This is a genomic window from Vibrio sp. DNB22_10_4, assembly GCF_052879755.1.
On record NZ_JBNNXW010000001.1, the window covers coordinates 903311 to 917580 of the forward strand.

14 protein-coding genes are annotated in these 14270 nt (G+C 46.6%); 10 read left to right on the plus strand and 4 right to left on the minus strand.

Annotated elements, in window-relative coordinates; translation table 11 throughout:
* Positions 1–5: 5 nt before the first annotated feature.
* From ACVA6Q_RS03870 to ACVA6Q_RS03900, 7 genes are all read left to right on the plus strand, one after another.
* Entirely contained in the window at positions 6–1370 is a 1365-nt protein-coding gene (locus ACVA6Q_RS03870; RefSeq protein ID WP_446646589.1) for an aspartate aminotransferase family protein, read from the plus strand.
* A gap of 76 nt (positions 1371–1446) precedes the next feature.
* Positions 1447–2556 (plus strand): extracellular solute-binding protein, encoded by a 1110-nt coding sequence (locus tag ACVA6Q_RS03875; RefSeq protein ID WP_446646590.1) that lies wholly within the window; start codon positions 1447–1449, stop codon positions 2554–2556.
* Between the two features lie 53 nt (positions 2557–2609).
* The gene (gene potG / locus ACVA6Q_RS03880) at positions 2610–3752 is read left to right on the plus strand and encodes a putrescine ABC transporter ATP-binding subunit PotG (RefSeq protein ID WP_353499471.1); all 1143 of its coding nucleotides are present in this window, start codon (positions 2610–2612) and stop codon (positions 3750–3752) included.
* Positions 3749–4666, plus strand: coding sequence for a putrescine ABC transporter permease PotH (gene potH, locus ACVA6Q_RS03885; protein ID WP_418642911.1), 918 nt, complete (start codon positions 3749–3751; stop codon positions 4664–4666). The genes potG and potH overlap by 4 nt, the downstream gene beginning before the upstream one ends.
* Positions 4663–5505 carry an ABC transporter permease subunit gene (locus tag ACVA6Q_RS03890; RefSeq protein ID WP_446646591.1) on the plus strand — a complete coding sequence of 281 codons (843 nt, stop codon included), beginning with the start codon at positions 4663–4665 and terminating at the stop codon, positions 5503–5505. The genes potH and ACVA6Q_RS03890 overlap by 4 nt, the downstream gene beginning before the upstream one ends.
* Positions 5506–5551: 46 nt before the next feature.
* Entirely contained in the window at positions 5552–6094 is a 543-nt protein-coding gene (locus tag ACVA6Q_RS03895; RefSeq protein ID WP_446646592.1) for a cupin domain-containing protein, read from the plus strand.
* A 56-nt stretch (positions 6095–6150) separates the two neighbouring features.
* Entirely contained in the window at positions 6151–6540 is a 390-nt protein-coding gene (locus tag ACVA6Q_RS03900) for an MAPEG family protein (RefSeq protein WP_446646593.1), read from the plus strand.
* A 39-nt stretch (positions 6541–6579) separates the two neighbouring features.
* On the opposite strand, the gene ACVA6Q_RS03905 is transcribed toward ACVA6Q_RS03900, so the two are convergent.
* Entirely contained in the window at positions 6580–6807 is a 228-nt protein-coding gene (locus tag ACVA6Q_RS03905) for a hypothetical protein (protein WP_446646594.1), read from the minus strand.
* Positions 6804–8207, minus strand: coding sequence for an MATE family efflux transporter (locus ACVA6Q_RS03910; RefSeq protein WP_446646595.1), 1404 nt, complete (start codon positions 8205–8207; stop codon positions 6804–6806). The genes ACVA6Q_RS03905 and ACVA6Q_RS03910 overlap by 4 nt, the downstream gene beginning before the upstream one ends.
* 109 nt (positions 8208–8316) lie before the next feature.
* Between ACVA6Q_RS03910 and ACVA6Q_RS03915 the strand changes: the two genes are divergently transcribed.
* A complete protein-coding gene (locus ACVA6Q_RS03915) occupies positions 8317–9207 on the plus strand; it encodes a LysR family transcriptional regulator (protein ID WP_446646596.1) in 891 nt (296 codons plus the stop codon).
* Positions 9208–9369: 162 nt separating this feature from the next.
* Positions 9370–10482, plus strand: a complete 1113-nt coding sequence (locus tag ACVA6Q_RS03920) for an NADH:flavin oxidoreductase (RefSeq protein WP_446646597.1) — start codon at positions 9370–9372, stop codon at positions 10480–10482.
* Positions 10483–10591: 109 nt separating this feature from the next.
* On the opposite strand, the gene ACVA6Q_RS03925 is transcribed toward ACVA6Q_RS03920, so the two are convergent.
* Positions 10592–12079 (minus strand): aldehyde dehydrogenase, encoded by a 1488-nt coding sequence (locus ACVA6Q_RS03925; protein WP_446646598.1) that lies wholly within the window; start codon positions 12077–12079, stop codon positions 10592–10594.
* Between the two features lie 25 nt (positions 12080–12104).
* A complete protein-coding gene (locus ACVA6Q_RS03930) occupies positions 12105–12653 on the minus strand; it encodes a cupin domain-containing protein (protein WP_446646599.1) in 549 nt (182 codons plus the stop codon).
* Between the two features lie 255 nt (positions 12654–12908).
* Between ACVA6Q_RS03930 and ACVA6Q_RS03935 the strand changes: the two genes are divergently transcribed.
* Entirely contained in the window at positions 12909–14270 is a 1362-nt protein-coding gene (locus tag ACVA6Q_RS03935) for an aminotransferase class III-fold pyridoxal phosphate-dependent enzyme (RefSeq protein ID WP_446646600.1), read from the plus strand.

Consider the following 14270-nt stretch of genomic DNA (forward strand, 5'->3'; position numbering starts at 1 on the left):
AATTTATGTCAGTACAAAACGGATCAAAATGGACAGAGCAAGACAGCGCACACTGCTTGCATCCATTTACTAACTTCAAAGCACTAAATGACAAAGGGTCACGAGTCATTACTCGTGCAGAAGGCATCTACATCTATGATGAACACGACAACAAAATCTTAGATGGAATGGCGGGTCTTTGGTGCGTGAATATGGGCTACAACTGTGAGCCTCTTATTGAAGCAGCGACGAATCAGTTAAAAGAGTTGCCTTACTACAATCTGTTTTTCCAGACTACTCATCCACCTGCTGTTGAGCTTTCGACGCTGCTTGCTGAAGTAGCACCAGAAGGGATGAATCATGTGTTCTTTACCGGGTCAGGCTCTGAGTGTAACGACACTGTGGTTCGCATGGTTCGCCACTATTGGACAAGCTTAGGTAAGCCAAACAAACAAACCATCATTAGCCGTAAGAATGCCTACCACGGTAGTACGATGGCGGGCGCAAGCCTGGGTGGTATGGCGTTTATGCATGCGCAAGGTGGTTTGCCATTGCCAAATATTACCCATATTGATCAGCCGTATCACTTCGGTGAAGGTCAAGGGATGGATGCTAACGAGTTTGGCTTGGAGCGAGCACGTCAGCTTGAAGCGAAAATCCTAGAACTTGGCGAAGAGAATGTCGCTGCATTTATCGCTGAGCCTATTCAAGGTGCTGGTGGCGTGATTATCCCACCAGACAGCTACTGGCCAGAAATTCAACGCATCTGTGATAAGTATGAAATTCTTCTGATTGCTGATGAAGTGATCTGTGGTTTCGGACGAACAGGTGAGTGGTTTGCAAGCCAAACTTACAACATCAACCCCGATCTCATGTGTATGGCAAAAGGTATTACTTCGGGCTATCTACCACTTGGTGGTGTGATGGTGCGAGATCACGTTGCTAAGGTGCTGACGGATGCAGACACTGAGTTTGCCCACGGGTTTACCTACTCAGGTCACCCTGCGGCCTGTGCGGTTGCCATTGCCAATATCAAGGAAATGCAGAACCGCAATATCATCAACCAACTTCGCGAAGATACCGCGCCTTACTTTGCGTCACGTTGGAGTGAGCTTTTAGAGCATCCAATGGTCGGTGAAGCAAGAACCAAAGGTCTGGTTGGTGCGATAGAGCTGGTCAAAGATAAACAAACCAATGAGCGATATCACAAAGACCTCGATGTAGGGACGCGTTGTCGTGAGAACTGTTTTAACTCAGGTGTCGTTCTTCGAGCGGTAGGGGACACCATGATTTGTTCGCCACCGTTAATTATTACCCGAGACGAGATCGATGAATTCATCGAAAAAGCAAAACTCGCACTCGACAAAACACTCGCCGACGTTTCGCAGTAGCCGACGAGACTACCCAATACCTAGAAAAGCACAATAAAGGTATTAACCAAAGAGCAAACAGGAAACGGAGATCCAAATGGAGAAAGCAAAAGCATACTTTGGTGTGGCGTTAGGGATGACAATGGGGCTTACCTCAATGACATCTTTTGCTGCTGAGGAAAAAGTCCTCAACATTTACAATTGGTCAGACTACATTGCAGAAGACACCATAGCGAAGTTTGAAGCGGAAACCGGCATCAAAGTCGTGTATGACGTATTCGATTCAAACGAAGTGTTAGAAGCGAAGATCTTGTCGGGCAATACAGGTTTTGACCTTGTTGTACCGAGTAACGACTTCTTAGGTCGTCAGGCGAAAGCGGGGGCTTTCCAAAAACTCGATAAGTCTAAGCTGACCAACTATCAGAACCTTGATCCTAAACTGATGGGTATTCTTGCGGATACTGTCGATCCAGGTAACGACTATTCAGTCCCTTACCTATGGGGTACGACGGGCATCGGTTACAACGTTGAGAAAGTGAAAGCTGTACTTGGCGAAGATGCCCCTGTCGACAGCTGGGATCTCGTGTTCAAGCCAGAGAACATGGAAAAGCTCAGTAAATGTGGTGTTGGCTTCTTGAATGCGCCAACCGAAATCATGGCGGCTGCGCTGAATTATATCGGCAAGGATCCAAACAGTACCGATCCAAATGACTACAAGAAAGACGCATTGGCGTTGCTTAAAGAAGTTCGTCCATACGTGACGTACTTCCATTCATCGCAATACATCAATGACCTAGCAAACGGTGATATCTGTGTAGCGATCGGTTGGTCTGGTGACGTTCTTCAAGCGGCTGATCGCGCTGCTGAGGCGGACAATGGTGTAGAAGTCGCGTACTCGATTCCTAAAGAGGGCGCTTTGGCTTGGTTCGACCTAATGGCGATTCCAAAGGAGGCGAAGCACCCAGAGAATGCTCACTTGTTTATCAACTATCTACTTCGTCCAGAAGTGATTGCTGAGATCAGTAACTATGTTTGGTATGCGAACCCGAACCCACCATCGCGTGAGTTTATTGACGCAGAAATTCTAGACGATCCAGGAATTTACCCAACAGAAGAAGCGCAAGCGAAGCTATATAGCTCGAAGATGTTGCCACACAAAACATCTCGTGCCATGACTCGCGCTTGGACCGACTTCCTTAAAAACTGATAAGTCAATTTTGGCGACCCAACTTGGGTCGCCCCGTTTGCTTGGAGACTACCATGACAGTGATGTCACTCGACACAGAGCTTAACCATCAACACGTTGCCCCAGTGCCACCAAAACCACTATTGGAAATTCGAGGTCTGACCAAGGATTTCGACGGTCACGTTGTCGTGGACAACATCGATCTCACCATCAATCAAGGTGAGCTATTCGCGCTATTGGGTGCTTCTGGTTGCGGTAAATCGACGCTATTGCGAGTGTTGGCAGGGTTTGAACAGCCGAGCGCCGGCCAAATTATCCTAGATGGCGAAGATCTGGCAGACATTCCGCCTTACAAACGACCAGTGAACATGATGTTCCAATCGTACGCGCTATTCCCACACATGACGGTGGAGAAGAACATCGCCTTTGGTCTGAAGCAAGACGGCATGCCAAGCAAAGAGATCGACGCGACAGTGAAGCACATGCTCGAGTTGGTACGAATGACGGATTTTGCCAAGCGTAAGCCGCATCAACTATCAGGTGGACAAAGACAACGTGTCGCGTTGGCAAGAAGTCTAGCCAAAAAACCAAAACTATTGCTACTCGATGAGCCAATGGGTGCACTGGATAAAAACCTTAGAGAAAAGATGCAGCTTGAGGTGGTCGATATCCTAGAAAGTGTCGGCGTAACCTGTGTAATGGTAACCCACGACCAAGAAGAAGCCATGACTATGGCAACCCGCATCGCCATTATGAACAAAGGGCAGTTCGTACAGATTGGTTCGCCAGAGTCGATTTACGAGCACCCGAACTCCAAATTTGCCGCGAAATTTATTGGTTCGGTCAACATCTTTGAAGGCGTGCTTGAAACCAATGAAGCCGACCATTCAACCGTTCGCACTCCCGATATGGGCAACCCTATCTCCATCAGTCACGGTATCTCTGGTGCGCCAGGTATTTCAGTGTCGATTGCTGTTAGGCCTGAGAAAATCACACTGTGCGACCCTATGAATCCGTCGCCAAATCATTGCAGTGGCATTGTTGAAGATATTGCTTACATGGGCAACCAGTCGATTTATCACGTCAGACTCGACTCCGGAAAACTGGTGACCGCAACATTGCAAAATACCAGTCGCGTTAGGAAAGGAATGCCTACATGGGAGCAAAGAGTCAATCTTTGCTGGGACAAGGAAAGTTGTGTGGTACTCAAGATATGAAGAAACCAGCCAAACTTAATATTTGGAGCATTGTACCGACACCTAAGTGTCTGCTACTCGCCGTACCATACGGTTGGCTCCTACTGTTCTTTCTGCTGCCGTTTCTTATCGTATTTAAGATCAGTTTTGCAGAAGCACAGATCGCCATCCCGCCTTATTCAGAGCTACTGAGTTATGCTGAGCAACAGCTGCAATTACTGCTCAATATAGGGAACTACCAGTACCTGATTGAAGATGATCTCTACGCGTCTTCTTATATTCAGTCGATTCGTATCGCCTTTGTCTCGACGTCGTTGTGTCTTATCATTGGTTTTCCGATTGCGTGGGCAATTGTTCACTCTACGCCAAGTACTCGTAATGTGCTTTTGATGCTCATTATCCTACCTTCGTGGACGAGCTTCCTGATCCGAGTCTACGCATGGATAGGTATCCTAAAAAATAACGGGCTGCTGAATAACGTTCTATTGATGTCAGGTGTTATTGATGAACCGTTGCAAATCCTTCACACAGACACGGCCGTCTATATCGGTATTATCTATACCTACTTGCCGTTTATGGTACTGCCGCTGTACACAGCGCTAATGCGGGTTGACTACTCTCTCCTTGAAGCCGCGAGTGACTTAGGCGCCAAGCCAATGACAACGCTGTTTACCGTACTGGTTCCACTGACACGAGCGGGCATCATCGCTGGCTCAATGCTGGTGTTTATTCCAGCTGTGGGTGAGTTTGTTATTCCAGAACTACTCGGTGGTCCTGATACCGTTCTGATTGGTAAGGTGCTGTGGCAGGAGTTCTTTAACAACCGAGACTGGCCTGTTGCTTCCGCCGTCGCCATAGTGATGCTGCTTATTCTTATGCTGCCAATTCTATGGTTCCACCGCTATCAAAAACGTGAATTGGAGGCTCAAGGATGAACGACATTCCCGTTTACAACAACAAACTAAAATGGGTGATATTAGGGGCGGGTTTTACGTTCCTCTATCTACCGATTCTGATTCTGATCATCTACTCGTTTAACGAAAACCGCTTAGTAACAGTATGGTCAGGGTTTTCATTCAAATGGTATTTTGAGCTTCTCGAAGATGATTTATTAATGGGGGGTGTAAAGCTCAGCCTTATCATCGGTTTCCTATCGGCAAGTGCTGCGGTAGTTCTTGGTATCATCGCTGCCTTTGTTCTCAATCGATTCGGTAAGTTCAAGGGTGAGACGGGCTTTGCCTTTATGATCACTGCACCTTTGGTTATGCCAGAAGTAATCACTGGCTTGTCACTGTTGCTGCTGTTTATTGCGATGGGACAGGTGTTCGACATCTTCAGTCAACGCGGAATGATGACTATTTGGATAGCACACGTAACCTTCTGTACTGCCTATGTGACCGTTGTTGTGAGCTCAAGGCTACAAGAGGTGGATCGCTCAATAGAAGAAGCGGCGATGGACTTAGGTGCACCCCCTTGGAAGGTGTTCTTCCAAATCACGTTACCGTCTATTGCACCTGCCATTCTAGCGGGTTGGCTATTGGCGTTCACGCTTTCCCTTGATGATTTAGTGATAGCAAGCTTTGTATCAGGGCCAAGTGCCACAACCTTGCCGATGGTCGTGTTCTCCAGTGTAAGGCTTGGGGTGAGTCCAAAGATTAATGCGCTGGCGACGCTCACCATTCTTGCGGTTTCATGTGCCACATTTATTGCGTGGTGGTTGATGGCAAAGGCAGAAAAGCGTAGGCTGCTAGAAATGAAGATGAGTCAGCAGTAAAACGGAACTAACTTGCTGATAATAAACTCAATTTGGAGAGAGATTCATGGATGTAGGGAAACAGTTGAAAACCATTCGCACAATGCGCGGACTATCGCAACGAGAACTGGCAAAGCGCAGCGGTGTCACCAACTCCATGATTTCTCAAATTGAGCAAAACTTAGTGAACCCCTCGGTGGGTTCACTGAAAAAGATCCTCGATGCTATTCCCATCTCAATGGGTGAATTCTTTACCTTAGATGTGGAGCCCAAAGACGAGATTTTCTTTACTGCTGATCAAATGGCAGACCTAGGTGACGGCAAAATCAAAATGCTACTCGTCGGTGCCAAGCGAGAAGGTAGAGAGCTTGCCATCCTCCGCGAAATCTACCCACCAGGCTCAGACACCGGTACCGATTTCATGCAACATGAAGGAGAGGAAGGCGGTGTCGTCATTCGCGGAGAAATTGAAATTACCGTTGGCAGCCAAATCCGCGTCCTCAAAGCTGGAGATTCTTATTACTTCGAAACCAGAAAACCGCACCGTTTTCGCAATAGAGGCAAGGTTGAGTGTGAGTTGATAAGTGCAGCGACTCCGCCGACGTTCTAATCGCGTATAATGTCGTCCAGTTATTCAGCCCTATACTCACAAAAAAGGACATTCACGTGACGGTACTCATTCTTTGTTTAATTTTTGCCTCATTTCTTCCCTACCTAGTCAAAATCCCTTTGGCGATCGCGATGGCAAAAGAGGGTGGATACGATAACAGCCACCCTAGAGAACAGCAGTCACGCTTAGAAGGCTTTGGTGCACGAGCGCTAGCATCACACCAGAATGCTTTTGAATCTTTGTTGGTGTTTGGGATAGCGATATTGCTTGCGATAGCAACAGAGACTACGACTGAAAACGTTCAACTACTCGCAATCGTGCATATCGTGTTTCGAGTCATCTATCACGCGCTCTACTTAATTGATAAGAGTACACTTCGCTCAATCTCATGGTTTATCGCGATTGCGTGTTCGTTTGCCATTATGGGGCAGTGTTTACCGTTTTAGCCGTAGGCCACCCCGAAGGGTGGGTTAAGCAATAAAGCGTTAGTCATGCTTACTCTTTATCGGCGACTCTTTTTCATGCTTGTAGCCCATAGTGCGAATATGCTCGCCATGAATGGTGTTCTTCATCAGCTCCCATAATGCCGCAAGAAAGCGTTTGTGCATTTCATGGTGGCGGATGTACTTGATGTGTATAAATAAGTAAATCATGACAAAAATAGTGACTGCTATGGTGACGCCATACGCTTCATAGACGCTGAGTAAAGTCATTTTGTTTCCTCTTCTTTAATTAAATGATTCATCCATTTTTGGCTTCTGAATCTGTATAAACACGCGCCCCATTTGAATAGGGTCTCTAAGAAAAACATCGCAAAGACGACGGGTGGGGAAAAGCCAAATACCAGTGCTCCAATAGCCGCTAAGGGGATTCCGAACAACCACTGAGTGCCGAGATCCTGATAAAGACAGAATTTTACATCTCCTCCTGCTCGTAGCACCCCGACAACCATTAATGTCGGCAATGAGCGCAATAAAATGCCGAAACATAAGATCAGATAAAATTGCTCTGCCATTTGTCTTGCATCCTCAGAGAGGGCTGTGAACTGGTCGAGAATGGTTGATTGCAAAAACCAAAGAGCGATTGATACGCAGAGGGTCACGCCAATGGCAATAACCGAGAATCCTTTGGCCTGAGCGTAGGCAAGGTGAGGCCGGTTGGCTCCTAACTGGTTGCCAACGACAACCGCTGAAGCATTGGCTACCCCAGTGAGAAAGCTAAGTGAGAAGGCTTCAATAGGCGTAATTACCGATAAGGCTACCAGACCTAGTTCGCCGGTTTGTCCCATGATGGCAGTATAAGTAAACAAGCCTCCAGCCCACGCCAGAAAGTTTGCCGTAGTTGGGATAGACAGAGATAAAAATGGACGTATGTGTTTCAGTTGCAGTGCTTGCTTTAGTTCTGTGCGCCCGAAACCAAGTTGGTGATTTTTGACATGTAAGAAAAGGTAGATTGCCGTCACTTCGAGTAGTGAACTGAGCACGGTTGCGATTGCAGCCCCTTTTAACCCCAAGGATGGAAAACCAAGATGGCCGAAAATAAGAATCCAGTTAAACACGACATTTAGCATAATGCCTAGTCCACTGAACCATGTACCGAGCGCCGCTTGATGCATTGAACGAAAACCTGCTGCGATGCTAGCGGAGAAGGCAACTGCAAATAAGCTCCAACCAGATATTTTCAGATATTGTTGACCTAGTGCGATAATCGGTTCCGAATTCGTCGACAAGCCTATGATTGTGTCGCCATAGAAATGAAACATACCTAGTGGCAATAATGCAGCGATGGACGAGATCACCCAAGTCAAAGCGGTGCTGCGAGTGACGCCTTTTAGGTCATTGGCACCGAAATATTGTGCCGTCAGCATGGCACCACCGGCAGTGACTCCCGCGAGAAAGATGGTTGCGACAAATAGTGCTCGGCTAGCAACCCCCATAGCTGCAATATTCTCTTCGGTTAACTGACCTATCATGACAAGGTCAATTAAGCCCTTGCTAGAGAATAAGATCGTCTGCAAGGTTACCGGAATCGCGACCGTCAAGATCGCTTTGAACAAGTCAGCGCTAAACATCGGCGTGTTAGTTGCTGCGCATTTGGAAGAAAGAACAGTCATCGTGGTCACAAAATTAGCATCAAAAATTAAGTGCATTATGGTTGGGAGGGTACAATCATCAAAACCACATACGTGGGGGATTTACGTTCAATAGGTGAGGGAAAATGCAGTGCAGTCTTTAGACCAGGTGATTGCGTTTGTTTCTGTATATGAGAGCCAGTCTTACAGTGCAGCGGGTAGAGCATTAAGAAAAGACAGAACTACCGTTCGGGAACTGGTAAAAGCGTATGAAGACCAATTAGGTTTTGCGCTATTTATCATTGTTGGTAAAAAAGCCAACCCTACCGAGAGGGCAACTAAGCTCTATCCACAAGCAAAGTTAGTGCTACGTCAAAATCAAATACTACAAGAATTTGGCCAAGCTATGTTTTTGGAACCTAAAGTAGAACTAACGGTGGGTTACGATAGTGACTTTCCTATTGAGTTCATTAAAGAATTAGAGTACCGATGTCTTGAAACCTTCCCTCATATTCGCGTGCATTGGCTTGAAACAACGCGTGTCGACGGCTTGAGTGCATTGTCTAATCATAAGTTAGATGTTGCTGTTTTACCTGCTAAGGGAAAGGTTACTCCGGAGTTTCCATTCACCTTTAAGCACCTTGGTCATATTAGCTATGCTCCATTTGCTCATCCAAAGAATGGATTGGTGGCCAAAGACAGTTTTTCTCTCGAAGATTCTCATTTTGAAGTGCAATATCTATTAGAAAATCACCTACGTGGAGAAGGGATTATTCAGGGCTTCTCACACCATGCTAGGGTAGTCAGTAATCATGCTCTTTTGGTCGACTTATTAGTAAATGGTGGTTGGGCGCTACTTCCCCTCCATATTGGTCATCACTATGTACGCTTGAACAAAGTAAAAAAGCTAAAGGCGAATGTTTTAGCTCGCGACATCAAAGTACCTTATAGCCTTTTTTACCTCACAGGCGGAGAGAGTCAGCCAATAACACAGGCGCTGATTGATTGGTTCACGGAATTGTCTGTCACTTATCTAAGTTAGATACACCAGCAAAGTTTCTTGTCCTCCCTGTTATGGGCGAAATCCTGTCTCAACTTCAATTCCTTAATCTAGATTAATATCTTCCACCTACATTCCCTGTACTATCCCGCCTCGCTGCATTTTTCCGGCATTCAGCTTAACGATACTTTGAGGGGATTGGACTTGAGCCACTTGTTCACAGAAAGCCGCATTGGCAACTTGACACTGAAGAACCGCTTTGTGAGAAGCGCGACGTGGGAAAACATGGCTACTGAAGATGGTCATATGACAGATAAGTTGTATGCTATTTATGAAGAGTTAGCCCAAGGTGAGGTCGGCCTGATTGTCACTGGCTATGCCAACATTGTTGAAGAAGAAAAACCCAATGCTGGCATGATGGGGATATATAACGATTCGTTTATCCCAGAATACCAAAAGCTAACAAATTTGGTTCACGACAACGACTCTAAAATCGTTATGCAGCTGGCTTATGGCGGCACCAAAACGACCTACAATGTTGGCGATCGCATTATCTTTGCACCGAGTGATGTACCTGAGATCGGTACTAAAACACAAGGTACAGCGATGACCAAATCAGATATTGATTACATTGTTGCTGCGTTTGCGAAAGCGACATTAAGAGCCAAACAGTCAGGCTTTGACGGCGTAGAAATTCATGCTGCGCACACGTACCTCATCAACCAGTTCTTGAGCCCTTACTACAATCGTCGTGATGATGAATATGGTGGTAGTTTAGAAAATCGCATGCGTTTCCTACTCGAGATATATCGCGAATGTCGCGATCTTGTGGGCAGCGAATTTCCGATTTTGGTTAAACTGACCGCCACTGAGTTTTTTGAAGGGGGACTCACCTTTGAAGAAACCCGTAAAGTGTGCAAGAAGCTCGAAGAAATTGGCGTAGATGCCATTGTGATGTCTGGCAATATCCATGGAAAAGCCAATACGATGATAGGTGAAAGACATGATGGTTTTACCATCCAAGAAGAGGGCTACTTCCACGAGTATGGGCATGTCATTAGCCAAGATGTGTCGATACCCGTAATAACGGTTGGTGGTTTAACCGACATTGGTGCCATTGAATCACTTGCTGACACTACAGGTATTCAATACTTCGCACTGTCGCGCCCATTGCTTTCTGAACCAAAGCTTATTAAGAGGTGGAAGGGCGGCGATCGAACGCCTGTTGAGTGCGAGCGCTGCTCGAAGTGCCGCACCAAGCGAGGAAATTTTTGTGTGGTGAACAAAGAAAGGAAAGCTCAACTGGCACAGCTGTAGGGCTCATCGTGCCCAAAAAATTGTAAAAGCTTTGAATGAAGAAGAGGTGATTTTACTAGAAACACCTCTTTACTTAATGCCGAACTAGCTCCTTAGATGGAGTCCATCACTAATTCAACTCAATCCACGTTGACTTCACTTCTGTGTACTTATGCAGTGCATGAAGTGATTTATCTCTACCATTACCACTTTGCTTGTAACCACCAAATGGCATAGTCATGTCGCCGCCATCCCAGTTGTTTACAAATACAGTACCTGCTCTTAGTGCTCTTGAGCAGCGTACGGCTGTAGAAATGTCTGACGTCCAAACACCGGCGGCTAACCCGTAATCGCTGTCATTAGCGAGCTTGATGGCTTCCTCAATGGAATCAAATGTTGTAACGCAAAGAACAGGGCCAAAGATTTCCTCTTGGAAAATCCTCATATCTGATGTGACGTCGGTAAATACAGCAGGCTGAATAAAGTAGCCATCCGTTTGTGTCATAGCGGGTTGACCACCAAATGCGAGCGTGGCGCCTTCATTTTTACCGATGTCAATGTAGCTAAGCACGCGCTCGTACTGCGCGGCGTCGACAATCGCACCAACACGAGTATCTTCTAGAAGTGGGTCATTCGGCTGCCACTTCTCCATGTATTTCAACAGCAGTGCGACAAACTCATCTTTAATCGAAGAGTGAACAAGCAAACGAGAACCCGCAGTACACACTTCGCCTTGGTTGTAGCAAATAGCGGACGCAGCGGTAGCGGCGGCTTTTTCTATGTCTTTGACGTCGTAATGCACGATGTGGGGACTTTTGCCGCCACATTCCATAAAGGCGCGTTTGAGATTTGATTCCCCGGCAAAAGAGAGCAGTTTTTTGCCAACAGCGGTGGAGCCAGTAAAGGTGATACAATCGACATCGTTATGAAGCGCCAACGCTTGTCCCGCTTCATGCCCAAATCCTGGGAGCACTTGGAATACACCTGCTGGGATCCCGGCCTGTTTGGCAAGATCGGCCAAAAGGATGGCGGTTAAAGGGGATTTTTCTGACGGTTTTACGATAACCGAGTTACCAGTGGCAAGTGCTGGACCAATTTTCCAAGCTGCCATTACCGTTGGGAAGTTCCACGGTACAATCGCTGCAACCACACCAAGCGCTTCTCTGGTGACCAGTGCGAGTGCATCTTCTGTCACTGGGGCAACTTCATCGTATACCTTGTCTATGGCTTCCGCGTTCCATTGAATGCAGCGTGCTGTTGCTGGAGCGTCGTAGCCCATTGCATCGGATATTGGTTTACCCATATCGAGGGATTCAAGCAGCGCAAAGTCCTCTTTGTGCTCATCAATTAACTTGGCGTAGTTAAGTAGAATTTCTTTTCTCTGTGCAGGCGCTAAACCGCTCCATACTCGACTCTCAAATGCTGTACGAGCTGCTTCAACCGCGATATCAACGTCTTGTTGAGTGCATCGGGCTACATGGGCGAGTAAGTGTCCTGTTGCTGGGTTAATGATCTCAAATGTTTCGCCGGAAGCTGAATTGACAAATTCGCCATTGATAAATGCCTGAGTTCGAAAACTCAATGCCTCTGCCTTGTCATGCCATGTCATGTTGTCCATAAATATCCTGCCTTAATTCCTTTTGTTAGAAGCTTGCCGGTGAGTTTGCACTGATAATGACGCAATCCACATCAGTGGTGTTTCTGAATCGGTGAGGGCGCTCACTATCAAAATAGTAGCTATCGCCTTCGACTAAACGGGTGACTTGTTCTTCAACAGTGAGCTCGAGCTCACCTTGTACGATAACCCCACACTCCTGTCCCTCGTGACTGAGCATTTCTTTACCCGTGTCTGCACCTGGAGAGAGCGTTTCCCTTAGCATGCCGATGTGGCGATCTTCGTGATAGTGGCCAATCTGTCGATAGCTGATTTTTCCGCGACCAATTTCTGGCTGCTCTGCTCGTAGGGTAAAGAATTGCTCTGGCTGAGGCTCATCGACGGCGAAAAACTCTGCCATTGAAGAGGGGATTTTACTTAGTAGCTTGCTTAGAGAAGCCACAGAAGGGCTAACCGCGTTGCTCTCTATTTGAGAAATAAATCCATTGGTGACCCCGGCGCGCTTTGCAAGCTCTCGTTGCGAGAGTCCCGCTCGTTCGCGTAGCGCTTTGAATCTTGGTCCAATCTCCATTTCCATGAAATGAATGCTCCCTAAATGACTCGAGGTGATTAGTAAACTAAACACAATCCTAGCTCACTAAACGCAAAAAACCAGAAAATGTTTATATTTTTATCATTGCACAGCTCAAAAGAACGTTCTATAGTCAAATTTGTTTAATATTTAATAACATTGCATTTACATTAAGCGGTATGGGTGTTTAGCGGTGTTTAGTAAAAGAAACAATCAATAATTCAACTATGATCAGTTCAACTATGACCGTTGGGGTGCACTATGCATGGGACGAACAATAAAAGCCTGGATTCGCTAGCGAGCGAACAATCAACCAATAAAGACGCTTTTTGGATGCCTTTTACGGCAAACTCGCAGTTCAAAGCGTCACCGCGAATGTTGGTATCTGCTGAAGGGATGTATTACACCTCAGAAGATAAAAGAAAGATCCTTGATGGTACTGCTGGACTTTGGTGTTGTAATGCCGGCCATGGCCGACATGAGATCAGTGAAGCGGTAGCCAGTCAAATCCACAACTTGGACTTTGCACCAACGTTTCAAATGGGTCATCCCTTACCGTTTCAATTTGCAGAACAACTGGCAGAGATTGCCCCGTCTGGCTTGAACCGGGTGTTTTTCACAAACTCTGGTTCGGAGTCTGTCGATACCGCTCTAAAAATTGCGTTAGCTTATCAGCGCGCGATTGGGCAAGGCACAAGAACTCGCTTGATTGGCCGAGAACGTGGTTACCATGGTGTGGGGTTCGGTGGCATCTCTGTCGGGGGCATTGTTAACAATCGCAAAGCGTTTGGTAGCTTACTTACTGGCGTTGACCACTTGCCGCATACATTAAGTATCGAGAACAGCGCCTTTAGTCATGGTTTGCCTGATTACGATCCGGGCTGGGCGGAGAGTCTCAATAACATCGTTACCTTGCATGATGCGAGCAATATTGCTGCTGTGATTGTGGAGCCAATTGCTGGTTCAACAGGGGTGATTCTACCACCGAAAGGCTATTTAAAACGTCTACGCGAGATCTGTACCCAACACGGTATTTTGCTCATTTTTGACGAAGTGATTACCGGCTTTGGCCGTATTGGTAGCCCATTCGCTGCTCAAGAGTTTGATGTTAAGCCAGACATTATCACCACCGCTAAAGGGCTGACGAACGGGGCTATCCCGATGGGAGCGGTGTTCGTTAGCGATGAGATTTACCAAGCAATGGTTGCTCCGGACAGTCAAGCTATTGAACTGTTCCATGGTTACACCTATTCAGGTCACCCAGTCGCGGCGGCGGCGGGGCTCGCAACCTTGGATATCTATCGCAATGAAAACCTCTATACACGAGCGGCTGATCTTGCTGACTACTGGCAGCAAGCAGTACATAGCCTAAAGGGCTTACCTCATGTGAAAGATCTACGTAATTACGGATTAATCGCGGCTATCGAGCTCGAAGGTATTGCAGGTAAGCCAGGTTCTCGCGCTTATCAGGTGTTTACTAAGTGTTTCGAGAAAGGCGCACTGATTCGGGTTACGGGCGACATCATTGCACTGTCACCCCCTTTGATTATTGAAAAACAGCATATTGATGATCTGTTTACGCTTATTGCCGATGTTCTACAAAATATTGAATACAAGGAATAA